The 22,457-nt window shown below is 53.9% G+C and carries 21 protein-coding genes and 1 pseudogene; 13 read left to right on the forward strand and 9 right to left on the reverse strand.

All coding sequences use genetic code 11. The features are described from left to right. Window positions 1-22 precede the first annotated feature (22 nt). From murC to lpxC, 6 genes are all read left to right on the forward strand, one after another. Window positions 23-1,501, forward strand: coding sequence for a UDP-N-acetylmuramate--L-alanine ligase (gene murC / locus BL249_RS00235; protein WP_099706534.1), 1,479 nt, complete (start codon window positions 23-25; stop codon window positions 1,499-1,501). Further along, the gene (locus BL249_RS00240; protein WP_099706420.1) at window positions 1,491-2,411 is read left to right on the forward strand and encodes a D-alanine--D-alanine ligase; all 921 of its coding nucleotides are present in this window, start codon (window positions 1,491-1,493) and stop codon (window positions 2,409-2,411) included. The genes murC and BL249_RS00240 overlap by 11 nt, the downstream gene beginning before the upstream one ends. A gap of 1 nt (window position 2,412) precedes the next feature. Continuing rightward, window positions 2,413-3,252: a cell division protein FtsQ gene (ftsQ, locus tag BL249_RS00245; protein ID WP_099706421.1), complete on the forward strand. Its 840-nt coding sequence runs from the start codon at window positions 2,413-2,415 to the stop codon at window positions 3,250-3,252. Further along, window positions 3,249-4,505 carry a cell division protein FtsA gene (ftsA, locus tag BL249_RS00250; protein WP_099706422.1) on the forward strand — a complete coding sequence of 419 codons (1,257 nt, stop codon included), beginning with the start codon at window positions 3,249-3,251 and terminating at the stop codon, window positions 4,503-4,505. The genes ftsQ and ftsA overlap by 4 nt, the downstream gene beginning before the upstream one ends. A 77-nt stretch (window positions 4,506-4,582) precedes the next feature. Further along, window positions 4,583-5,740, forward strand: a complete 1,158-nt coding sequence (gene ftsZ / locus BL249_RS00255) for a cell division protein FtsZ (protein WP_099706423.1) — start codon at window positions 4,583-4,585, stop codon at window positions 5,738-5,740. A gap of 101 nt (window positions 5,741-5,841) precedes the next feature. Then, a complete protein-coding gene (gene lpxC / locus BL249_RS00260) occupies window positions 5,842-6,759 on the forward strand; it encodes a UDP-3-O-acyl-N-acetylglucosamine deacetylase (protein ID WP_099706424.1) in 918 nt (305 codons plus the stop codon). A 13-nt stretch (window positions 6,760-6,772) separates the two neighbouring features. Here lpxC and BL249_RS00265 read toward each other — a convergent pair whose 3' ends face one another. Beyond that, window positions 6,773-7,291, reverse strand: a complete 519-nt coding sequence (locus tag BL249_RS00265; RefSeq protein WP_099706425.1) for a DUF721 domain-containing protein — start codon at window positions 7,289-7,291, stop codon at window positions 6,773-6,775. 21 nt (window positions 7,292-7,312) lie between these two features. Here BL249_RS00265 and secM point away from each other — a divergent pair, with 21 nt between their 5' ends. The 3 genes from secM to mutT are packed head-to-tail and all read left to right on the forward strand — an operon-like array spanning window position 7,313 to window position 11,039. Further along, window positions 7,313-7,819 carry a secA translation cis-regulator SecM gene (secM, locus tag BL249_RS00270; protein WP_099706426.1) on the forward strand — a complete coding sequence of 169 codons (507 nt, stop codon included), beginning with the start codon at window positions 7,313-7,315 and terminating at the stop codon, window positions 7,817-7,819. A 60-nt stretch (window positions 7,820-7,879) separates the two neighbouring features. After that, entirely contained in the window at window positions 7,880-10,585 is a 2,706-nt protein-coding gene (gene secA, locus BL249_RS00275; protein ID WP_099706427.1) for a preprotein translocase subunit SecA, read from the forward strand. Between the two features lie 55 nt (window positions 10,586-10,640). Then, window positions 10,641-11,039, forward strand: a complete 399-nt coding sequence (gene mutT / locus BL249_RS00280; RefSeq protein ID WP_099706428.1) for an 8-oxo-dGTP diphosphatase MutT — start codon at window positions 10,641-10,643, stop codon at window positions 11,037-11,039. A 23-nt stretch (window positions 11,040-11,062) separates the two neighbouring features. Here mutT and yacG read toward each other — a convergent pair whose 3' ends face one another. From yacG to coaE, 3 genes are read right to left on the reverse strand one after another with little or no spacing between them, the layout of a single operon-like run. Continuing rightward, window positions 11,063-11,269: a DNA gyrase inhibitor YacG gene (yacG, locus tag BL249_RS00285; protein ID WP_099706429.1), complete on the reverse strand. Its 207-nt coding sequence runs from the start codon at window positions 11,267-11,269 to the stop codon at window positions 11,063-11,065. An 8-nt stretch (window positions 11,270-11,277) separates the two neighbouring features. After that, window positions 11,278-12,021 (reverse strand): cell division protein ZapD, encoded by a 744-nt coding sequence (zapD, locus tag BL249_RS00290; RefSeq protein WP_099706430.1) that lies wholly within the window; start codon window positions 12,019-12,021, stop codon window positions 11,278-11,280. Then, window positions 12,014-12,637, reverse strand: coding sequence for a dephospho-CoA kinase (coaE, locus tag BL249_RS00295; RefSeq protein WP_099706431.1), 624 nt, complete (start codon window positions 12,635-12,637; stop codon window positions 12,014-12,016). Before coaE ends, zapD begins: the two co-directional genes overlap by 8 nt. A gap of 224 nt (window positions 12,638-12,861) precedes the next feature. Between coaE and BL249_RS00300 the strand changes: the two genes are divergently transcribed. Next, a complete protein-coding gene (locus BL249_RS00300) occupies window positions 12,862-13,902 on the forward strand; it encodes a GMP reductase (RefSeq protein WP_099706432.1) in 1,041 nt (346 codons plus the stop codon). 29 nt (window positions 13,903-13,931) lie between these two features. Here the strand turns inward: BL249_RS00300 and hofC are convergent, their stop codons facing one another. The 4 genes and pseudogenes from hofC to nadC all read right to left on the reverse strand — a co-directional run bounded on the left by hofC (window position 13,932) and on the right by nadC (window position 18,054). Beyond that, complete coding sequence (gene hofC, locus BL249_RS00305; protein ID WP_099706433.1) at window positions 13,932-15,128, reverse strand: protein transport protein HofC; 1,197 nt, start codon at window positions 15,126-15,128, stop codon at window positions 13,932-13,934. Beyond that, window positions 15,121-16,515: a type II secretion system protein GspE gene (gspE, locus tag BL249_RS00310; RefSeq protein ID WP_099706434.1), complete on the reverse strand. Its 1,395-nt coding sequence runs from the start codon at window positions 16,513-16,515 to the stop codon at window positions 15,121-15,123. The genes hofC and gspE overlap by 8 nt, the downstream gene beginning before the upstream one ends. After that, window positions 16,512-16,958 (reverse strand): annotated as a pseudogene (gene ppdD, locus BL249_RS00315) (prepilin peptidase-dependent pilin). Before ppdD ends, gspE begins: the two are co-directional and overlap by 4 nt. Window positions 16,959-17,163: 205 nt before the next feature. Then, window positions 17,164-18,054, reverse strand: coding sequence for a carboxylating nicotinate-nucleotide diphosphorylase (gene nadC / locus BL249_RS00320; RefSeq protein WP_099706435.1), 891 nt, complete (start codon window positions 18,052-18,054; stop codon window positions 17,164-17,166). A gap of 169 nt (window positions 18,055-18,223) precedes the next feature. On the opposite strand from nadC, the gene ampD reads away from it, so the two are divergent. Together ampD and ampE are read left to right on the forward strand one after the other, a co-directional pair. Further along, window positions 18,224-18,793: a 1,6-anhydro-N-acetylmuramyl-L-alanine amidase AmpD gene (gene ampD / locus BL249_RS00325; protein ID WP_099706436.1), complete on the forward strand. Its 570-nt coding sequence runs from the start codon at window positions 18,224-18,226 to the stop codon at window positions 18,791-18,793. Continuing rightward, window positions 18,790-19,644, forward strand: a complete 855-nt coding sequence (gene ampE, locus BL249_RS00330; protein ID WP_099706437.1) for a beta-lactamase regulator AmpE — start codon at window positions 18,790-18,792, stop codon at window positions 19,642-19,644. Before ampD ends, ampE begins: the two co-directional genes overlap by 4 nt. 69 nt (window positions 19,645-19,713) lie before the next feature. Here ampE and aroP read toward each other — a convergent pair whose 3' ends face one another. Further along, complete coding sequence (gene aroP / locus BL249_RS00335) at window positions 19,714-21,072, reverse strand: aromatic amino acid transporter AroP (RefSeq protein ID WP_099706438.1); 1,359 nt, start codon at window positions 21,070-21,072, stop codon at window positions 19,714-19,716. Between the two features lie 500 nt (window positions 21,073-21,572). Between aroP and pdhR the strand changes: the two genes are divergently transcribed. Continuing rightward, window positions 21,573-22,337: a pyruvate dehydrogenase complex transcriptional repressor PdhR gene (gene pdhR, locus BL249_RS00340; RefSeq protein WP_099706535.1), complete on the forward strand. Its 765-nt coding sequence runs from the start codon at window positions 21,573-21,575 to the stop codon at window positions 22,335-22,337. Window positions 22,338-22,457: the final 120 nt, after the last annotated feature.

Genomic DNA, 22,457 nt, shown 5'->3' on the forward strand with positions numbered 1-22,457 from the left:
GGATTATCCGCTGAAAGAGATGATGAATACACAACAACTGGCGAAACTGCGTTTAATTGTGCCCGAGATGCGTCGCGTCAGGCACATTCACTTTGTCGGCATCGGTGGTGCTGGCATGGGCGGTATTGCCGAAGTGTTGGCTAATGAAGGCTATCAGATTAGCGGGTCGGATTTAGCACCGAACGCAGTCACGCAGCATCTCTCGGCGCTGGGTGCAACCATTTACTTTAATCACCGTGCGGAAAACGTCAGTGATGCCAGCGTGGTGGTGGTATCGACCGCGGTGGCCCAGGACAACCCAGAACTGGTTGCGGCGCGCGAAGCACGCATTCCGGTAATACGGCGCGCGGAAATGCTGGCGGAGCTGATGCGTTTTCGTCATGGCATTGCCATTGCCGGCACCCACGGTAAAACCACCACCACCGCCATGGTTGCCAGTATTTATGCTGAAGGTGGACTGGATCCGACCTTTGTTAATGGCGGGCTGGTAAAGGCCGCCGGGACCCATGCCCGACTGGGCAGCAGCCGTTACCTGATTGCAGAAGCAGACGAGAGCGATGCATCGTTTCTCCATCTGCAACCGATGGTGGCTATTGTCACCAATATTGAAGCCGACCATATGGATACCTACCAGGGCGACTTTGAAAATCTGAAACAGACGTTTATCAATTTTTTGCACAACCTGCCGTTTTATGGCCGCGCGGTGATGTGTGTGGATGATGCGGTGATCCGCGATCTGATCCCACGGGTCGGGCGTAAAGTCACGACCTACGGTTTTAGTGATGATGCCGATGTGCGTATCGACAGCTATGAACAGCACGGCGCGCAGGGACACTTTAGCCTGGTGCGGCAGGATAAGCCGGTGATGCAGGTGACGCTAAATGCCCCAGGGCGGCATAACGCCCTGAATGCCGCGGCGGCGGTGGCGGTGGCGACTGAGGAAGGGATTGAAGACCAGGACATTTTACGTGCGCTGGAAAGTTTTCAGGGCACCGGGCGCCGCTTTGATTTCCTTGGCGAATTTCCGGTGACCTCAGTCAGCGGGGCAGCGGGCAGCGCGATGCTGATTGACGATTACGGACATCACCCGACCGAAGTCGAGGCCACGATTCAGGCGGCGCGTGCAGGCTGGCCGGATAAACGTCTGGTGATGATTTTTCAGCCGCATCGCTACACGCGTACCCGCGATTTATATGACGATTTCGCCAATGTGCTGTCACAGGTAGACGTATTACTGATGCTGGATGTCTATCCGGCAGGTGAATCACCGATACCTGGCGCTGACAGCCGTTCTCTGTGCCGCACTATCCGTAGCCGGGGAAAAGTGGATCCGATTTTGGTTTCAGATCACGAATGGGTTGCCGATATGCTGGCGCCAGCGTTGAGTGGGAACGATCTGATTCTGGTACAGGGGGCCGGGAACGTAGGCCGTATTGCCCGCACGCTGGCGGAGCAGAAACTCAAGCCTAAACCCACTGAAGAGGAACACCATGGCGGATAAAGTCGCAGTATTACTGGGGGGAACCTCGGCGGAACGTGACGTTTCGTTGCTATCCGGTCAGGCCGTACTGGCGGGACTGCTGGAAGCCGGTATTGATGCGCACGCGGTCGATACCCGCGATGTTCCGGTGCTGAGCCTGAAAGAACGTGGGTTTAATAAGGCGTTTATCATCCTGCACGGCCGGGGGGGAGAAGATGGCCGGCTGCAGGCTGTGCTGGAGTTTCTCGACATCCCTTATACCGGTAGCGGTGTGATGGCGTCGGCGATTGGCATGGACAAACTGCGTTCCAGACTGGTCTGGCAGGGCGCGGGTCTGCCGGTGGCGCCCTATGTGGCACTGCAGCGCCGTGATCTGGCGCAGGGGCTGCCGGCGGCGCTGAAGGCACGTATTGATGCGCTGGGATTGCCGCTGTTTGTCAAGCCGGCTAATGAAGGTTCCAGCGTCGGAATTACCCGGGTTAACCAGGCTTCACAGCTGCAGGCGGCCATTGACGAAGCATTGCGTTTTGATGATGACGTGCTGGTGGAATCATTTCTCGCCGGCCCGGAATTAACCGTCAGCGTGCTGGGTGATGAGGTGCTGCCATCGATTCGTATTCAGCCTGCCGGTGAGTATTACGACTACGAGGCAAAATATATTTCTGATGACACGCAATATTTTTGTCCGAGCGGACTGAGTGCGCAACGGGAAGCAGAATTAGCTCAGATTGTGCTGAAAGCCTGGCGGGCACTGGGTTGCCATGGCTGGGGACGCGTGGATGTGATGATGGGTGCCGACGACCAGTTTTATCTGCTGGAAGTGAACACCGCGCCTGGCATGACCGGGCATAGCCTGACGCCGAAAGCGGCCAGGCAGGCGGGGATGAGTTTCTCACAGCTGGTGGTCCGTATTCTGGAGCTGGCGCGCTGATATGTCGCAGGCAGCGTTAAACGTCCGCAACAAGGAGCCGAAATCCCGAGTCCCTTCAGGACGCAGCAATGGTGCACGACTGGCAGGCATTATTTTTCTGTTGCTGGTGATAGCGGTGATGCTGGCTGCGGGCGTGGTGGTCGTAAAGTGGATGAATGATGCGTCACGGTTGCCGCTGTCGCGACTGGTGGTAACCGGTCAGACACACTACACCACCAACGACGATATTCGACAGGCCATTCTGTCGCTGGGGGCGCCGGGGACCTTCATGTCGCAGGACGTGAATGTGATTCAGCAGCAAATTGAACGCCTGCCCTGGATTAAACAGGTCAGCGTACGTAAGCAGTGGCCGGACGAATTAAAGATTCATCTGGTTGAATATGTACCGGTTGCACGCTGGAATGATCTGCATATGGTTGATGCAGAAGGAAAATCATTCAGCATTCCAGCCAGCCGCGTCGGCAAGGATACTTTGCCGATGTTGTACGGCCCGGAAGGCAGCGAGCAGGAAGTGCTTGAGGGATATCGTCAGATGCGTGATTTGCTTGCCGTCAGCAAATTTACGCTTAAAGCCGCTGCCATGACCGCGCGGCGCTCATGGCAACTGACCCTGAGTGATGATACGCGTCTGGAGTTGGGGCGTGATGACGCGAACAGGCGGATTAAACGTTTTATTGAGCTTTACCCGGTTCTGCAACAGCAGGCGCAGAGTCAGAACAAGCGGATAAGCTATGTGGATTTGCGCTATGACTCTGGCGCAGCCGTTGGTTGGACACCGGCTCCGGTTGAGTCTCAGGACAGTAAACAGCAACAGAATCAGGCACAGGCTAAACAACAATGATCAAGTCGACGGACAGAAAACTGGTAGTTGGACTCGAGATTGGCACCGCGAAGGTGGCAGCGCTCGTAGGCGAAGTTTTGCCTGATGGCATGGTGAATATTATTGGGGTAGGCAGCTGCCCTTCACGCGGCATGGATAAAGGCGGCGTTAACGATCTTGAATCGGTAGTGAAATGTGTCCAGCGGGCGATTGATCAAGCAGAACTGATGGCCGACTGTCAAATCTCCTCCGTTTATCTGGCGCTGTCAGGAAAGCACATTAGCTGCCAGAACGAAATTGGTATGGTGCCGATTTCAGAAGAGGAAGTGACCGCCGAAGACGTTGATAACGTGGTGCATACCGCCAAATCGGTGCGCGTGCGGGATGAACACCGTATCCTGCACGTTATACCGCAGGAATACGCCATCGATTATCAGGAAGGTATTAAAAACCCGGTGGGGCTGTCGGGGGTGCGGATGCAGGCAAAAGTGCATTTGATCACCTGTCACAACGACATGGCGAAAAATATTGTGAAAGCCGTTGAACGCTGTGGCCTGAAAGTTGACCAACTGATTTTTGCCGGACTGGCTTCCAGTTATGCGGTACTGACCGAGGATGAACGTGAACTGGGGGTTTGCGTGGTGGATGTCGGTGGCGGCACCATGGATATTGCGGTGTATACCGGTGGAGCGCTGCGTCATACCAAGGTTATTCCCTATGCCGGTAACGTGGTAACCAGCGACATTGCCTATGCGTTTGGCACGCCACCTACGGATGCCGAAGCGATTAAAGTCCGCCATGGCTGTGCCCTGGGTTCCATCGTCGGTAAAGACGAAAACGTGGAAGTGCCCAGTGTGGGAGGCCGTCCGCCACGCAGTCTGCAGCGTCAGACCCTGGCGGAGGTGATTGAGCCTCGTTATACCGAATTACTGAACCTGGTGAATGATGAAATTCTCCAGCTACAGGAGCAACTGCGTCAGCAGGGCGTGAAGCATCACCTGGCCGCCGGCATCGTGCTTACCGGTGGCGCAGCACAAATTGAAGGACTGGCGGCCTGTGCGCAGCGGGTGTTCCACACCCAGGTGCGTATCGGGCAGCCACTCAATATTACCGGATTAACGGATTACGCTCAGGAGCCTTACTACTCAACGGCGGTTGGCCTACTGCACTATGGAAAAGAGTCTCACCTGAGCGGTGAGGCAGAGATTGAAAAACGGGCCTCAGTTGGTAACTGGTTCAAACGGATCAACAGCTGGCTGAGAAAAGAGTTTTAATTTTTACAAAAGGAGATCATGCTAATAGTCATCAGCGATCTCCTGGCGACAGAACAGGCACATAACGGAGAGAAATTATGTTTGAACCAATGGAGTTAACCAATGACGCGGTGATTAAAGTCATCGGCGTCGGCGGGGGCGGTGGCAATGCCGTCGAACACATGGTGCGCGAGCGCATTGAAGGTGTGGAATTTTTTGCTGTCAACACCGATGCGCAGGCGTTACGTAAAACGGCCGTTGGCCAGACTATCCAGATTGGTAATAACATTACTAAAGGTCTGGGCGCTGGCGCTAATCCGGAAGTAGGCCGGACATCTGCTGAAGAAGATCGCGACGCCCTGCGCTCTGCGCTGGACGGTGCTGATATGGTGTTTATCGCCGCCGGTATGGGCGGTGGCACCGGTACTGGTGCCGCCCCGGTAGTGGCTGAAGTCGCGAAAGAACTGGGTATTCTTACCGTTGCGGTGGTGACTAAGCCTTTTAACTTTGAAGGCAAAAAACGCATGGCGTTTGCTGAGCAGGGTATCGCTGAGCTTTCCCGGCATGTTGATTCACTGATCACTATCCCGAATGACAAGCTGCTGAAAGTGCTGGGCCGCGGAATTTCACTGCTGGATGCGTTTGGTGCGGCAAATGACGTGTTAAAAGGCGCCGTGCAGGGTATCGCCGAGCTGATTACCCGTCCCGGGCTGATGAACGTCGACTTTGCTGACGTGCGCACTGTGATGTCAGAAATGGGCTATGCCATGATGGGCTCCGGTGTCGCTTGCGGCGAAGACCGTGCAGAAGAAGCGGCAGAAATGGCAATTTCCAGCCCGCTGCTGGAAGACATCGATCTGTCAGGTGCCCGTGGCGTGCTGGTTAACATCACCGCTGGCTTTGACCTGCGTCTGGATGAGTTTGAAACCGTGGGGAATACCATCCGTGCTTTCGCCTCAGATAACGCTACCGTGGTTATCGGAACCTCACTGGATCCGGAAATGAACGACGAGCTGCGTGTCACCGTGGTGGCCACCGGTATTGGTATGGACAAACGTCCTGAAATTACCCTGGTGACTAACAAGCAGCAGGCACAGCCGGTAATGGACCACCGCTACCAGCAGCATGGTATGTCACCGTTGCCACAGGAGCAGAAACCTGCGGCGAAAGTGGTGAATGACAACAGCGGTTCACAGCCGAATAAAGAGCCAGATTATCTTGATATTCCGGCATTTCTGCGTAAGCAGGCTGATTAGGAATGAACTGATAGTTAACATCTCCGCTCTTTGTGCTAAGATCTCCGACTGACAGTCAGTTAGACTGTCGGTCGGGTCAGTAATTTTTGCGAGATAATACGATGATCAAACAACGGACCATAAAACGTATCGTTCAGGCGACTGGTGTTGGTTTACATACCGGCAAGAAAGTCACGCTGACGCTGCGCCCTGCGCCGGCGAATACCGGGGTCATCTATCGTCGCACTGACTTGAATCCACCGGTTGATTTCCCGGCTGATGCAAAATACGTGCGCGATACCATGCTGAGTACCTGCCTGGTCAACGATGAAGGCGTACGCATCTCTACCGTAGAACACCTGAACGCCGCGCTGGCGGGTCTGGGCATCGACAACATCATTGTTGAAGTTGATGCACCGGAAGTGCCGATTATGGACGGTAGCGCCGCGCCTTTTGTTTATCTGCTGGTGGACGCTGGTGTCGATCAGCTTAACAGCGCTAAGCGTTTTGTCCGCGTTAAGCAGGCGGTACGTGTTGAAGATGGCGATAAATGGGCTGAGATTAAACCCTATAACGGTTTCTCGCTCGATTTTACTATCGATTTTCAGCATCCGGCTATTGATGCCAGCTCACAGCGCTATCAGCTGAATTTTTCAACCGACGCTTTTATGCGTGAAATCAGTCGCGCCCGTACTTTTGGTTTCATGCGTGAAATCGAATACCTGCAATCTAAGGGCCTGTGCCTGGGCGGTAGTCTGGATTGTGCTATCGGGTTAGACGATTTCCGCGTGCTGAATGAAGACGGTTTACGCTTTGAAGATGAATTTGTGCGTCACAAAATGCTCGACGCCATCGGTGACCTGTTTATGTGTGGTCATAACATCATCGGCGCATTCTCTGCATTCAAGTCGGGTCACGCTTTGAACAATAAGCTGTTGCAGGCGGTGCTGGCGAAACAGGAAGCCTGGGAATGGGCAACCTATGAGGACGAAGCCGAGCTGCCGTTAGCTTTCAGAGCGCCAAATCTGGTTTTAGCATAAAGAGTTAGTAACCTTACTTATCACGACTGGTTTTGCTGGTACCACTCTCTCCGGCCAGTGAAGCCAGTCGTTCTAATTTTTCCTTCAGTTTTTCCGGGCTGCGCGCGGCGACGTTGCGTAACGCAGCGGCACTCTCTGCACTGAGCTGACATCCCATATTATTTTCTTTGCTGGCTGCGGCTGGCGCGCTGTGCTGACTGGTCGGTGCAGTTTTCGCCGCTAGCGATGGATTAATACTGATGTCGATTGCGGCCAATGATGGTATTATCTGCGCTCGTAATGCAGAAAGAAGTGCGGGTTGTTCATAGCGTAACCGCATCATCCAGCTGGCATTGGCTACTTCAAGTACCAGTATTCCCTGGCGATAATTAGCAACTCTGAGCCAGGGGTGTAGCTGAGAAGGCAGCAGTGCGCGGACCGCTTTATTCAGTTTGTTCAGTGCAACAGCGCGTTGCTGAATTTGCTGTAACGTCCCTGAACTCTGTGTTTCATCGAAAAGTTTTTCAATAGATTGTGGGCGGCTGTCACGCATCGCAGGCTCCGGTGGAATAGTGTGATTAGTATTTTAAATCGTTGGCGACAATTTGGCAGACGTTATTTCTGGTCGCACCTCCTGTTGGGTGTGGTTGCGGCCGGTTTTGGCCTGCCTGGCGCCCATGCCGGCGGACAAAATAGCCTCACTGATAGTGCCACCTGCAGCCTGAATATTCGCACTATTCCACATCTTAATACCCTGGCGCTATGGCAGGAAACCCCGCGACGTCCCGGGTTGTCTGTCGATTACTGGCACCAGCATGCTATTCGCACGGTGATTCGCCACCTTTCTTTTACCCTGACGCCGACGGAAAACCTGGCCGCCGATGACGGTGTACTCCCGCTGCATGTTGAACGACTGGCGTTACTGGATACGCTCAACGCGCTGCTGACCCATGAAGCCCGGCCGGCGGGGATTATTCAGTTTAATCATACTTACCATTCGCCCGGCAGGCTGTCGCAGCAGACGGCTGGCTGGCTGGCGAGCGTGCTGGGTATTCGCGCCGGCCCCTCTCAGTTTGTCTGATTAAGATTTTTTCATTTTTTTTATAGCCGTCGGAGACGGTGCTGAGAGAATATTTTTATTATGCTGATTAAACTATTAACTAAAGTTTTTGGTAGTCGTAACGATCGTACACTGCGCCGCATGCGTAAAGAAGTGGATGCAATTAATCGCATGGAAGCTGAGTTCGAAGCGCTCAGTGATGATGAGCTGAAAGCGAAAACCGCAGAGTTTCGTGCCCGGCTGGAAAAAGGCGAGGCACTGGAAAATCTTATTCCTGCTGCATTTGCCACGGTGCGTGAGGCCAGTAAGCGGGTATTTGGCATGCGCCACTTTGACGTCCAGCTGCTGGGCGGTATGGTACTTAACGACCGTTGTATCGCAGAAATGCGCACCGGTGAAGGTAAAACCCTGACGGCGACGTTGCCGGCTTACCTGAATGCGCTAAGCGGCAAAGGGGTTCATATCGTTACCGTCAATGATTACCTGGCACAGCGTGACGCCGAAAACAACCGTCCGCTGTTTGAGTTTCTCGGTCTGACCGTTGGCATCAACCTGCCGGGCATGCCGGCACCAGCGAAGCGCGAAGCCTACGCGGCAGATATTACCTACGGCACCAATAACGAATATGGCTTTGACTACCTGCGCGATAACATGGCGTTCAGTCCCGAAGAGCGGGTTCAGCGCAAGCTGCACTATGCGCTGGTGGATGAAGTCGACTCGATTCTTATCGACGAAGCGCGCACCCCGCTGATTATCTCTGGCCCGGCCGAAGACAGCTCCGAACTCTATATCAAGGTAAATAAAATCATTCCCCACCTGCAGCGTCAGGAAAAAGAAGATTCTGATACCTTCAAAGGGGACGGCCACTTCTGGCTGGATGAAAAAGCGCGTCAGGTTCATCTGACCGAGCGCGGCCTTGAACTGATTGAAGAGTTACTGGTCAGTCAGAACATCATGGAAGAAGGTGAATCGCTGTATTCACCCAATAACATCATGATGATGCACCATGTCACCGCTGCGCTGCGCGCCCACGCGCTGTTTACCCGCGATGTGGACTACATCGTGAAAGACGGCGAAGTGATTATCGTCGACGAGCACACCGGGCGCACCATGCAGGGCCGCCGCTGGTCTGATGGCCTGCATCAGGCGGTCGAAGCAAAAGAAGGCGTTGAGATTCAGAATGAAAACCAGACGCTGGCTTCGATTACCTTCCAGAACTATTTCCGCTTATATGAAAAGCTTGCCGGGATGACGGGGACCGCCGATACCGAAGCTTTTGAGTTCAGCTCCATTTACAAGCTGGACACCATCGTGGTACCGACCAACCGGCCAATGGTGCGTAAGGACATGGCCGATCTGGTTTACATGACCGAAGCGGACAAGATTCAGGCCATTATTGACGATATTCGTGAACGCACCGCCAAAGGACAACCGGTGCTGGTGGGAACCATTTCGATTGAAAAGTCGGAAGTTATTTCAAACGCTCTGACGCGGGAAGGCATTAAACACAATGTGTTAAATGCCAAGTTCCATGCGCGCGAAGCTGAAATCGTGGCGCAGGCCGGTCAGGCGGGGGCTGTTACTATTGCCACCAATATGGCCGGTCGTGGTACCGATATTGTACTGGGCGGAAGCTGGCAGGTTGAAGTTGCTGAACTTGAGCAAGCGGATGAGGCGCAAATTGAAGCCATTAAAACCCAGTGGCAGGCGCGTCATAACCAGGTACTGGAAGCCGGTGGTTTGCATATTATCGGTACAGAACGTCACGAATCGCGACGTATTGATAACCAGTTGCGTGGCCGTGCCGGACGTCAGGGTGACCCCGGTTCATCGCGTTTTTATCTTTCAATGGAAGATGCTCTGATGCGCATTTTTGCTTCTGACCGTGTGGCAGGCATGATGCGTAAACTGGGTATGAAACCCGGTGAGGCGATTGAGCATCCCTGGGTTACCAAAGCGATTGCCAATGCGCAACGCAAGGTGGAAAGCCGTAACTTTGATATCCGTAAACAGCTGCTGGAATATGATGACGTGGCTAACGATCAGCGGCGTGCCATCTACAGCCAGCGTAATGAACTGCTGGATGTTTCTGACGTTAGCGACACCATTAACAGCATCCGTGAGGATGTGTTTAAAACTGTTATCGATAGCTACATTCCGCCGCAGTCGCTGGAAGAAATGTGGGATGTACCGGGCTTACAGGAACGGCTGAAAGCCGATTTCGATCTTGATCTGCCGGTAGCAAGCTGGCTGAATAAAGAACCAGAGCTGCATGAAGAAACGTTGCGCGAGCGCATCCTGGAAAATGCTACCTCTCATTACCAGAGTAAAGAACAGGTGGTCGGCGCTGAGATGATGCGTCACTTTGAAAAAGGGGTCATGTTGCAGACGCTGGATTCATTGTGGAAAGAGCACCTGGCCGCAATGGATTACCTGCGCCAGGGTATTCATCTGCGCGGTTATGCGCAAAAAGACCCGAAGCAGGAGTACAAGCGTGAATCTTTTGCCATGTTTGCCGCCATGCTGGAAGCGCTCAAATATGAGGTGATCAGCACCCTTAGCAAAGTTCAGGTGCGCATGCCGGAAGAGATCGAAGAGATGGAAGAGCAGCGTCGCCAGGAAGCAGAACGCCTGGCACAGCAGCAGCGACTCAGCCACGTGGATGACGATACCGAAGCCAGTATTGCGCTGGCGGCACAGAGCGGTGACCGTAAAGTCGGACGTAATGACCCTTGTCCTTGTGGTTCAGGTAAAAAGTATAAGCAATGTCACGGCCGGCTGGCCTGACGGCTTCAGTCTGTATGGCGCCCTGCGGGGCGCTTTTTTATCACCGGAGAAATCAATGAAACATCTGCAGGTTGCCGTTGGCATCATTCGCAACCCCCAGGGTGAGATTTTCCTCGCACGGCGTCCGGCCACTTCTCATATGGCGAATATGTGGGAATTTCCCGGTGGGAAAATCGAAGCAAACGAAACGGCGCAGCAAGCGCTGGTCCGTGAGCTGGAAGAAGAGACCGGCATTGAGGTGACTGACCTGACGCCTTATGATCTGGCCGACCACCATTACCCGGATGTGCGCGTAACTCTGCATTTTTTTATGGTGACAGGCTGGCGTGGTGAACCTTACGGACGCGAAGGACAACCGCATCGCTGGCTGGCGCAGAATCATCTGATCGCCAGTGAGTTCCCGCCGGCAAATCATGCCATTGTTGCGCGTCTGGTTGCCGAAGCGGGCGCCTGACGCCAGGCTGTCTGGCGATGGATTTACTCGCGCTCCAGCGGGTTTTCACTCCAGTCATCGCTGTCGGTCATTTCGGTGCTGCTGGGGATGCGCTTTTCCTCTGCCGCCCATTCGCCGAGATCAATCAGCTGACAGCGTTTGCTGCAAAATGGACGCCACGGGCTTAACGTACCCCAGATTACCTGCTTACCGCAGCCGGGACAGGTGACAAAAATAATCTCATCGCTCATGTTTTACCTCAGCAGCATGCCAGTTGAAAATCCAGTTGTGACGGTACTTCACCCGCGTCGCTGTCCAGGGGCAGGAAGCGGATGGCATAGCGGCTTTTATGGCCGGAAATCTGCGGATAAAGTGAATCGGCCAGCGTCAGTTTCAGCCGCAGCAGATCGGCTTCCCCTGCGTTACCCTGGTAAAAGCCGTTAACACTGCTCTGGTGGTGAAATGCGCCGGATTGACGAATCAGGTCCAGCAACAGCGTCAGTGAACTATGCAGTGGCTCCAGCGAAGCCAGCCAGCAGGCTATCTGGCTATCGCGCGTTTCCTGGGCCAGATGCAGCCACAGGTGGAGCGTGGGCAGGTCAAAACTACAGCAGCCGCCGGGGATACTCAGGCGCTGGCGCACCAGGCCAATCAGCCGATCCTCGCGCAGCTGCTGGCCAGGACGGGAGACCGCCATCAGACGGATATGCTGCTGTTTTAACTTATCTATTAATGTATAAACGATCTGGCTGTCGACCCCCGGCACGTTGATCCATGCCTGTAATTTTTGCTGCTGGCGATCCAGTTCTTTAAGGATATCGGTACGTAATTCGCCGCGCTCGAGTACATCGAGCAGATCGGCCAGGTTACGAAACAGCGTCAGGGCATTGAGCGTATTGCTGACGGCGTGGCACTGATGAAGCTGTTGTAACAAAAATTCAATGCGTAGCCAGGTGCGCATTTTTTCATTGAGCGGATGCTCAAAAAGTACCGAATTACTCATACTCTCCATCCTGCTGTGCGGCTGCAGCCAGCGCCAGATAGCGCTGATGCAAGCCGGCGACGCGGGGGCGTACTGATGCCGGTGTCCCGCTGTTATCAATAATATCGTCGGCGATAGCCAGGCGCGCTTCGCGCGACGCCTGGGCTGCCAGTATGCGTTCCGCCTGTTGCCGGGTCATGCCATCGCGCGCCATCGCGCGGGCCAGCTGTATTTCGCGCGGGACATCCACGACCAGCACGCGGTCAGCCTGATTTTGCAGCTGATTCTCAACCAGTAGCGGGACGACCCACAGGCGCCATGGTGAGGTCATTTTATCCAGCTGACGTTGTGTTTGCGCGTGGATAAGAGGGTGCAGCAGATGATTCAGCCATTGCTTACTGTTGGCATCAGCAAAGATATACTGACGCAGTGCACGGCGATCTAAACGGCCATCCGGCAGCAGAATGGTCGGGCCAAAGCGTTGAATAATCTTCTCCAGTGCCGGCGTGCCGGGTTCGACCACCTGACGGGCGATGTCGTCGGCATCAACCCATTCAACGCCCAGCGAAGCGAATGCCTGCGCAATGGTACTCTTACCGCTGCCGATGCCACCTGTCAGCGCGACGGTATACCCCATAAGCCCGGATTCCTTGTTTTGAATATTTGTGTGCCATATTGTCAATATCAGCGACGATCGTGGCGCAAATATGTGCGCAAGTTCACAATGAAACGGTGCAGATAAATTTACTGGATTGTAGCCTATCCGGGATTTTTTTCGCAGTCTTGCCGCGCTGATTTTAACGCGTATGATCGACAGGCATAATGCGATATGTCACCTCACCGCTACAGGAATTTTAAGCTATGCGTATTGAAGAAGATATTAAGCTCGGCTTTAAAGACGTGCTGATCCGTCCTAAACGTTCAACCCTGAAAAGCCGCTCAGAAGTTGAGCTGACGCGCAGTTTTAGCTTCAAGCATTCCCAGCTTAGCTGGTCTGGCGTACCGGTGATTGCGGCCAATATGGACACCGTGGGCACCTTTCGCATTGCGCAGGCACTGGCTGAGTTTGCTATTCTCACGGCGGTTCATAAACATTATAGCGTTGACGACTGGCGCGCATTTATTGCGCGCGTTCCGGAAAAAGTGCTGAACTATGTTATGGTTTCAACCGGAACCTCCGATGCGGATTTCAGCAAATTACAGCAAATCGTCGCGCTTTCACCGACACTGAATTTTATCTGTATTGATGTGGCTAACGGGTACTCGGAACATTTTGTCGAATTCTTACAGCGTGCCCGTCAGGCCTTTCCGGCAAAAACCATCTGTGCCGGCAATGTGGTGACCGGCGAAATGGTGGAAGAACTGATTCTTTCCGGCGCTGATATTGTTAAAGTCGGCATCGGTCCTGGCTCTGTGTGCACCACGCGGGTAAAAACCGGCGTCGGTTATCCGCAGCTGTCGGCCGTCATTGAGTGTGCCGATGCCGCTCACGGCCTTGGCGGTCAGATTGTCAGTGATGGCGGCTGTTCGGTGCCTGGGGACGTGGCAAAAGCTTTCGGTGGCGGGGCGGACTTTGTCATGCTCGGCGGGATGCTGGCCGCGCATGATGAATGTGAAGGAACGGTAGTGGAAGAGCAGGGCCGGAAGTTTATGCTTTTTTACGGTATGAGTTCAGAAACGGCGATGAAACGTCATGTGGGCAGTGTGGCAGGTTATCGGGCCGCTGAAGGAAAAACCGTTAAGTTACCACTGCGAGGCCCGGTTGAAGACACCGCGCGTGACATTCTGGGTGGCCTGCGTTCAGCCTGTACTTATGTCGGCGCCAGCCGGCTAAAAGAACTGACTAAACGTACGACCTTTATCCGCGTTGCCGAGCAGGAAAATCGCGTATATAACGCTTAATTTTTCTCTGGCGCCCGCCGGTCGGGCGCCTAACCCAGCGCTGCGCCAAGGTTGAATACCGGTAAATACATGGCAATTACCAGGGTACCAATAATCCCGCCGACAATAACCATCATTGCCGGTTCAAGCATGGCAGCCAGGTTTTCCGCTCGTTCCAGCGTCTGATTTTCATGCCACCCGGCCAGGCGACTCAGCATGTCGTCCAGCGCGCCGGCCTCTTCCCCCACCTTAATCAGCTGATAACAGAGCGATGTAAACAGCGGATGCTGCTGTAACGCCCGGTGAAGCGGCTGCCCGGCTTCAATATGTTGGATAAGGCCCTGCAATGCCTGTTGCCACACGCCGCCAGGCAAGGTTTGCGCCGTTGCTTTTAGCCCTTCCGCCAGCGGGATCCCCGCCTGCTGAGTCAGGCTTAGTGTGGTAAAAATCTGGCTGAGAATGCTGCCGCGCCACAATGTTGCCACCAGCGGCAGACGCAATATCAGGCGCTGCAGAAAAAGGCGCATAGCCGGTGAACGGCGTTGCTGATAGCGCCAGCCGGTGGGCAGACAGACCAAAGCCAGTATCAGCCAGAGTCCGTTCAGTTGTAACCATTCAGACAGCTGCATGACCGCGCGGGTAAAAGCCGGCAGGCGGGCATCAAAGTTGTCATAAATCGCAACAAATTCAGGCAGAACAAACAGCAGCATCGCAGCGCTGGTTGCCGCCGCTACCAGCAAAATGAACAGCGGATAACGCAGCGCTTTCTGGACTTTTTTGTGCAGTAACTGCTGACGTTCCTGTTGTGTCGCCAGTCGCTGGCAGCAGTTGTCCAGCTGGCCGGTCAGTTCGCCAATTTGTACCAGCGCCGGGAAAAGTGGGGGGAATATTACCGGCCACTGTCGCAGGGCCTGGGCAAAGGCGTTGCCCTGGCTAATCTGCTCCGCCAGCTGTCTGAGTAGTAAACACCAGCATTTATGCTGGCCATGACTCAGCATGTTAAGACTGGCTGCCAGCGGCATTCCGGCCTTAAGCAAGGTAGCAAGCTGGCGCATCAGCGTAATGCGTGCCGCCTTCTGCCAGCCGGCAGTAACATAGAGACCGCGCAGGCGGATACGTAACGGTGAAAGCTGGTTATCATTCAGATAGAGATACACCTGCTGGCGATTGAGTGCCAGGCGTTCACCTTGCTGCCAGCCGCCGCTGTTGTCGACAGCCTGCCAGTGAAAGAGCAGGGTTTTATTCATAATAGCTTCCGGTTACGCGTTTGAGTTCTTCCAGGGTGGTATCGCCACGGTTAACCGCTTGCAACCCTTCGCTAAATAGCCGGCTAAGATTTTGTTCTGCCACCAGCGACTGGAGCTGTTGCTGGCTGGCATCACTGGCAATAGCGGCCTGTAGTGGCTGGCTGATTGGCAAGACTTCAAACAACGCCAGACGGCCATAAAAACCGGAAAAACAGCGATCACAGCCTGTCGCCAGCCAGTTTTGTAAGGTGCCTGACCACAGCGTTGCCGGCAGATTATCCAGCCGTTCCCCCGTTTGCCGGCAATAAGGACATAAACGGCGTACCAGACGCTGGGCGATAACCATTTTTAATGCCGGGCCTAACTGATAACCAGGTAATCCCATTTGTCGCAGCCTTACCAGCGTTTCCAGCGTAGAGTTGGTGTGCAGCGTTGACAGCACCAGATGCCCGGTTTGTGCAGCGTTGACGGCAATGGCTGCGGTTTCGGCATCGCGAATTTCACCCAGCATAATAATATCCGGGTCCTGGCGTAGCAGGGCGCGTAACACCTGCCGGAAGCCGAGATCAATTTTGTGATTGACCTGGGTCTGGATAATGCCAGGTAACGGGATTTCGATCGGATCTTCGACGCTGCAGATATTGCGTTGTGGCTGATTGAGCCAGCTTAGCGCGCTGTACAGCGTGAGAGTTTTACCACTGCCGGTCGGGCCGGTTACCAGGATCATTCCCTGAGGCTGATTCAGTGCCTGCTGAAAATGCAGCAGTAGCGGGGCTGACATGCCGAGCCGGTTAAGGCTGTCAGTCTGTTCAGCATGCTGCTGCAAACGCAATACCGCCTTTTCACCATACTGTGTCGGCAAGGTTGATAGTCGAAAAGAAAGGTTTTGTCCTGTGTCGTGCTGCTGGCTGAACTGACCGTCCTGCGGAAAGCGTCGTTCGGCGATATCAAGGGCGGCCAGAACCTTCAGGCGAGCAACCAGCGCGTGGCCGCTGGCGAGGCTTAGCGTACTGGCAATTTGCAGCACGCCATCAATCCGCAGGCGGACGCGAAACCCGTCTGCTTGCGGTTCAAGATGAATATCTGAAGCCCGGTGTTGTAACGCCAGCTGCAGCAGACGTTCGAGTCTGGCGGCGGTAGCCAGATTTTCCTGGTCAAAAGGCGTCGGGTCGATCCGGTCGTTTTTATCGCGCCAGGCCGCAATTTGCCCGGGACTCCAGCTGAGGACTTCAATCCGCGCGTGGCAGACAAAACGCAGGGCTTCCATCAGATCATCCTGCGCCTGACCTGCAGTGGCGATAGTGACGCAGTCTGGATGATTTTCCAGTAAAACTGCCTGATAACGCTGACAAAGGGCATGCAGCATTGTGGCATCAGCCATGCTCATGAACTTTTGTCCTCGTCGTCAAAACGAAATACCGATTCGCAGGCGCTTTTAAGCGTGCTGGCACTGGTTTCACAGCGACGCTGCCAGCGCATAATCCCTTGCTGGGGGTTCCAGTCCGGGGTCAGTGTTACCGCCAGCCCCTGCAGATTATCCTGTCCAGTTAATGAAATAACGCCGGCGTTCACTGTGCTGCTGGCGATATAGCGTGATGGTGTTGCTGACGGAATACCGGCATTTCCTTCGCTGCAGTTACCGGTTGCACCCTGTTCAATCGCGCAGATTTCAACCGCCGTTTTAAGCGGCATGGTGCTTTGCAGCATGTCGGTTAAGGCTGCTTTTTGCAGATAGTTTTGTTAGGCCGGCAGGCCAATAGCACTGAGAATTGCCACAATGGCGATAACAATCATCAGTTCAATCAGGGTAAATCCTTGTTGTGCAGACATCGTGACTCCTGAATAGTGCGTGGAGTGACTATGCTGCGCAAATGGCCGGATGAAACCAGTGGCAGGAAAGGCGTTTTGATGCTGGCGCGCAGACAAACGCGCGGCTTTACATGATGTGGCAGGCCTGATGGAATCGCGCCCGCAAAACCAGCCGCGTCAGGCCTGACGGTATAACAATGCCAGACGGTATCCTGCGTGAGCCGCCTCAGCGAAAGCGCATGGAGAGATCGAGTGCGTGAATGTTTTTCGTCAGGGCGCCTACCGAAATGTAATCGACGCCAGTTTCTGCAATAGCGCGTAATGTTTCAAGGGTAACATTACCGGAAACTTCCAGTAATGCGCCTCCGGCGGTGATGTTCACCGCTTCGCGCATCTGTGCCAGCGTGAAGTTGTCCAGCATGACAATATCCGCACCGGCATTCAGCGCTTCGCTCAGTTCGCTAAGGGATTCCACTTCCACTTCAACCGGCAAATCTGGCTGAAGCCACAATGCTTTTTCCACCGCCTGACTGACTGAACCACTGGCAATAATATGATTTTCTTTAATCAGAAAAGCATCATACAGCCCCAGCCGGTGATTGCGGCCACCGCCGCAAAGTACGGCATATTTCAGCGCGGTTCGCAGGCCTGGAATAGTTTTTCGGGTATCCAGCAGCTGAGCCTGCGTGCCTTCCAGCAGGGCAACATAACGTCGAACCTCGCTGGCCACGCCGGACAACGTTTGCACAAAATTCAGCGCGGTGCGCTCGCCGGTGAGAATTAACGATGAAGGACCGCTGATTTCAAACAGGGCCTGGTTGGCGTGAATGCTATCGCCATCATTAACCAGCCAGCTGATTTCACAACGGTTACCCAGCTGAATATAGACCTCTTCAACCCAGCGTTTGCCGCAAAATATGCCGTCCTCACGGGTGATCACCTGTGCATGTGAGCGGGCATCGGCAGGGAGCAACGCCGCAGTAATGTCCTGGGAACTGTCGATACTGTGGCCCAGATCTTCCGTCAGGGCCTGGGCTACCGTTGCCGGGATGTCGTGTTCAATGCGTTCCATTAACGCGCCCCGGCGACTGTCAGGATCGTAACGGCGGCTGGTCATGAGAGATACTCCGGAAAACCATAACAAGTCTGAGCATGCTAGCCTGTTTAACCGGTTGTTACCAGTCATCAACCGCCACCATCTGGCAGGGAGATTGCTGGTTTGTCGCTGACGCCTGCGGTTATAATCCATGCTAACCTGATGACAGGTCTGTTAACGGGAGCAACAGATGCAATTAAAAGCCGGGAATATCGTGGGGGTGCGTCAGGTCGCGTCACCGCATTATGATTCCCGTCCGCAAGGAGAACAGCCTTCTTTATTGGTGATTCACAATATCAGCCTGCCGCCTGGAGAGTTTGGCGGGCCATGGATTGATGCGCTGTTTAGCGGCACTCTCGACCCGAATGCGCATCCGTATTTTGCCGGGATTGCGCCACTGCGGGTGTCGGCACACTGTCTGATCCGGCGTGACGGCGAAATTGTGCAGTACGTTGCTTTTCATCAACGCGCCTGGCATGCCGGCGTTTCCTGCTGGCAGGGCCGGGAAAACTGTAATGATTTCTCGGTGGGGATTGAACTGGAAGGCACCGATACCCTGCCTTATACCGACCAGCAGTATCTGGCGCTGGCGGCGGTGACACGATTATTAATGCTGCATTATCCGCTGACGCTGGAAAATATCACCGGGCACAGTGATATTGCGCCGCAGCGAAAAACCGATCCCGGCGTGGCATTTGACTGGACGCGTTATCGTCAGATGCTGGCCGGTACTGATTCTATGGAGGGGCCCGGCGCATGACGCTGTTTAGTTTGTTACTGGTTTTAGGCTGGGAACGCTTGTTTAAAATGGGGCAGCACTGGCAGATTGAACACCGGCTTGAACCGGTGATGCGCCAGCAGCAGCATTATTCGTTACCACGAACACTGTTGCTGACGCTAGCGTGTATGCTGCTGACCGCAGTCTGTATTGATCTGTTAAAAGGCTGGTTTTTTGGTTTTCCTCAGCTGATTTTCTGGATTCTGCTTGGGGTGCTCTGTATTGGTGCTGGCGGCGTCCGGCTGCACTATCACCGCTATCTGCAAGCGGCCAGCCGTGGTGACACGGAGGCACATCAGGCGATGGTGGAAGAGCTGACGCTGATCCATGGTGTGCCGCACGGTTGTGATGAGGCGAGCTCTTTGCGTGAACTACAAAACGCGCTGCTGTGGATCAACTACCGTTTTTATCTGGCCCCTATGCTGTGGTTTGTTGCCGGCGGTCAGTGGGGACCGGTATTGCTGATTGGCTATGCCACGCTGCGCGCCTGGCAAAGCTGGCTGGCACGCCATAAAACCCCGCTTGAGCGTGCGCAGTCCGGAGTGGACGGTATTTTGCATTGGGTGGATTGGCTGCCGGTGCGTCTGGTGGGCGTCGCTTATGCGTTGCTCGGTCATGGCGAACGGGCATTACCGGCTTGGTTTGCGTCGCTGGGCGACCGGCACAGTGCGCAATATCAGGTACTGACTCAGCTGGCACAATTCTCTCTGGCGCGCGATCCGCATCACGATAAAATAGCCACGCCGCAGGCGGCGGTCAGCCTGGCGAAACGCGTTTCCTGGATGATGGTGGTCGTGGTGGCATTACTGACGATTTACGGCACGCTGGTGTAGCGTTTTCAGCGAGCCGGCAGGGCGGTAAAAAAGGGAGCAGTGGCTCCCTTTTTTGAGGATGATAAGCGGTTAGCTTCGCTGCAGGCGGTTTTTTAACAGGTAACCAATAGCCAGGATAATCAGCCAGACCGGAATCAGCCAGACCGAAATTGCCATGCCGGGGGTAAGCAACATAATGACCAGAATACCGGCGAGAAACAGTAAGCACAGCCAGTTACCAAACGGATAGAGCAACGCTTTAAAACGCGTTTCAACGCCTTGCTGGTTTTTCTTTTTGCGGAATTTCAGATGAGCAAGGCTGATCATTGCCCAATTTATCACCAGCGCAGAAACCACCAGCGACATCAGCAGTCCGAAGGCTTCGCCAGGCATCAGATAGTTAATCAGGACGCAGATAGCGGTAGCCGCAGCAGAAACCAGAATGGTGGTGACCGGCACGCCGCGGCGGTCTACTTTGAGTAACGCTTTCGGCGCATTGCCTTGCTGCGCCAGGCCAAATAACATGCGGCTGTTGCAGTAAACGCAGCTGTTATAAACCGACAGTGCCGCCGTCAGAATAACCACGTTGAGCAGATTTGATACCGCTACGTCGCCAAGATTGTGGAAAATCAGCACAAAGGGGCTGGTGTCTTCAGTAACCTGAGTCCAGGGCAACAGTGACAGCAGCACGGCCAGCGATCCAATATAGAAAATCAGGATGCGCCAGATAACCTGATTAGTCGCTTTGGGAATACTCTTTTCCGGATCGTCGGCTTCGGCAGCCGTAATACCCACCAGCTCAAGACCGCCAAACGAAAACATGATGATCGCCATCATCATCACCATGCCGCTGATGCCATGAGGAAAAAAGCCTCCCTGTGACCAGAGGTTACTCACCGTTGCCTGTGGACCGGCCGAACCGCTGAATAACAGCACACCTCCGTAAATAATCATTCCAATAACGGCGATGACCTTGATGATGGCAAACCAGAATTCCATTTCGCCGTATATTTTGACGTTTGTCAGGTTAATGGCGTTGATCAGCACGAAGAACACCACCGCGGTGATCCAGCTGGGCATATCCGGCCACCAGAACTGAACATATTTCCCGACGGCGGTTAGTTCGGCCATGGCAACCAGGACATAAAGCACCCAGTAATTCCAGCCAGAGGCGAAACCAGCAAAATTGCCCCAGTATTTATAAGCAAAGTGGCTGAAACTGCCGGCAACCGGCTCTTCCACCACCATTTCCCCCAGCTGACGCATGATCAGGAAGGCAATAAAACCGGCGATGGCGTAGCCCAGTATCACGGCCGGTCCCGCCGACTTTATGACCGAGGCGCTGCCGAGAAACAGGCCGGTGCCGACTGCCCCTCCTAATGCGATAAGCTGAATGTGCCGGTTTTTAAGCGCACGTTTCAGCGTATCGTCGTTAACGTGACCATCCATTGTGTTTCCTCGTTTCAATGTGTTTCTTACCGCTGCGGTGCGTAATGTAAGTTTTTTTTTACAACTAACGTATTGAATACTTGACGCTAATATTTACTGTGATTTTTTATGCAGCTGGCGTCGCGACAAGAATAGTGATAAGCGCAGGGCTTTGCACGCCCTTTCGATGTTAGCCGGTAAGAAGATGTAAAAAATTGTCAGGCGCGCACATTTTAAGTCAATGCGGATTTTATCAACTTTAGGGGCAAACCTGCCATAGCGCTTACTTATTGCAACAACAGCTTAAGGCGCTATCACTGGTTTCAATGACACAAATGATTAACAAATAGATTATTTGCCAACTATCTGTTTTATATAAACAAAATAAAAAAGTTGTGTTTTTAAGACACATTTTGCGATGGGCAGGTATCTGGACATCCGATGAATACTTTGCTAGTTTAGCTGTTTAATCTGAGAATTGGTATTACCAATTTACTTTGAACAATGGACGCGCCGGGATGATGGCTTACAGTAAAATTCGTCAACCGAAACTTTCTGACGCAATCGAACAGCAGCTGGAATCACTGATCATGGAAGGAACGCTGCGGCCGGGTGAAAAATTACTGCCCGAGCGTGAGCTGGCCAAACAATTTGATGTTTCCCGCCCTTCTTTACGTGAAGCAATACAACGCCTGGAAGCAAAAGGTCTGCTGCTACGCCGCCAGGGGGGAGGTACGTTCGTTCACACAACGTTATGGAAAAGTATGAGCGACCCGCTGGTAGAATTGTTAGCATGCCACCCGGAATCACAGTTTGACTTACTGGAAACCCGTCACGCACTTGAGGGGATCGCAGCCTATTATGCGGCGTTGCGTGGGACGGAAGAAGACCTCAAGCGGATTAAAGATTGCCATATTCAGATTCAGACTGCCCAGCAAAGTGGCGATCTGAATGCGGAGGCCGATGCAGTGATGCAGTATCAGATCGCTGTCACAGAAGCCGCGCATAATGTCGTGTTGTTGCATTTGCTGCGTAGCATGAGCCCGATGCTCAAGCAAAACGTACATCAGAATTTTGAACTGCTCTATACGCGCCGGGAAATGCTGGCGAAAGTGAGCGAACACCGCGCCAGAATTTTTGCGGCGATTGTGGCTCGCGAGCCGGAAAAGGCCCGTGAAGCGTCGCATCGTCATCTGGCGTTTCTTGAGGAAATCCTGCTGGAGAGAAACCGCGAACAGACGCGACGTGAGCGTTCGTTGCGGCGATTACAGCAGCGTAAGGATTAATGCGTCAGCTAATAGACGCGGCAACAACACCCAGGACCTGCCTCTTAACTTAAACAGGTTTCCGGAAAACTTCGCATTACAGTGCGCGGGTGAGCGATAACATTCATCAGATAACAGAGG

Origin of the sequence: Erwinia sp. OLFS4 (assembly GCF_002752165.1) — a bacterium.
In the GTDB taxonomy this organism is placed as follows: Bacteria; Pseudomonadota; Gammaproteobacteria; order Enterobacterales; family Enterobacteriaceae; genus Izhakiella.

Bases quoted from the DNA above. Each gene is read 5' to 3' on its own strand.
- murC (WP_099706534.1), top strand. From the start codon at position 23: ATGAATACACAACAACTGGCGAAACTGCGTTTAATTGTGCCCGAGATG.
- BL249_RS00240 (WP_099706420.1), top strand. From the start codon at position 1,491: ATGGCGGATAAAGTCGCAGTATTACTGGGGGGAACCTCGGCGGAACGT.
- ftsQ (WP_099706421.1), top strand. From the start codon at position 2,413: ATGTCGCAGGCAGCGTTAAACGTCCGCAACAAGGAGCCGAAATCCCGA.
- ftsA (WP_099706422.1), top strand. From the start codon at position 3,249: ATGATCAAGTCGACGGACAGAAAACTGGTAGTTGGACTCGAGATTGGC.
- ftsZ (WP_099706423.1), top strand. From the start codon at position 4,583: ATGTTTGAACCAATGGAGTTAACCAATGACGCGGTGATTAAAGTCATC.
- lpxC (WP_099706424.1), top strand. From the start codon at position 5,842: ATGATCAAACAACGGACCATAAAACGTATCGTTCAGGCGACTGGTGTT.
- BL249_RS00265 (WP_099706425.1), bottom strand. From the start codon at position 7,291: ATGCGTGACAGCCGCCCACAATCTATTGAAAAACTTTTCGATGAAACA.
- secA (WP_099706427.1), top strand. From the start codon at position 7,880: ATGCTGATTAAACTATTAACTAAAGTTTTTGGTAGTCGTAACGATCGT.
- mutT (WP_099706428.1), top strand. From the start codon at position 10,641: ATGAAACATCTGCAGGTTGCCGTTGGCATCATTCGCAACCCCCAGGGT.
- yacG (WP_099706429.1), bottom strand. From the start codon at position 11,269: ATGAGCGATGAGATTATTTTTGTCACCTGTCCCGGCTGCGGTAAGCAG.
- zapD (WP_099706430.1), bottom strand. From the start codon at position 12,021: ATGAGTAATTCGGTACTTTTTGAGCATCCGCTCAATGAAAAAATGCGC.
- coaE (WP_099706431.1), bottom strand. From the start codon at position 12,637: ATGGGGTATACCGTCGCGCTGACAGGTGGCATCGGCAGCGGTAAGAGT.
- BL249_RS00300 (WP_099706432.1), top strand. From the start codon at position 12,862: ATGCGTATTGAAGAAGATATTAAGCTCGGCTTTAAAGACGTGCTGATC.
- hofC (WP_099706433.1), bottom strand. From the start codon at position 15,128: ATGAATAAAACCCTGCTCTTTCACTGGCAGGCTGTCGACAACAGCGGC.
- gspE (WP_099706434.1), bottom strand. From the start codon at position 16,515: ATGAGCATGGCTGATGCCACAATGCTGCATGCCCTTTGTCAGCGTTAT.
- nadC (WP_099706435.1), bottom strand. From the start codon at position 18,054: ATGACCAGCCGCCGTTACGATCCTGACAGTCGCCGGGGCGCGTTAATG.
- ampD (WP_099706436.1), top strand. From the start codon at position 18,224: ATGCAATTAAAAGCCGGGAATATCGTGGGGGTGCGTCAGGTCGCGTCA.
- ampE (WP_099706437.1), top strand. From the start codon at position 18,790: ATGACGCTGTTTAGTTTGTTACTGGTTTTAGGCTGGGAACGCTTGTTT.
- aroP (WP_099706438.1), bottom strand. From the start codon at position 21,072: ATGGATGGTCACGTTAACGACGATACGCTGAAACGTGCGCTTAAAAAC.
- pdhR (WP_099706535.1), top strand. From the start codon at position 21,573: ATGGCTTACAGTAAAATTCGTCAACCGAAACTTTCTGACGCAATCGAA.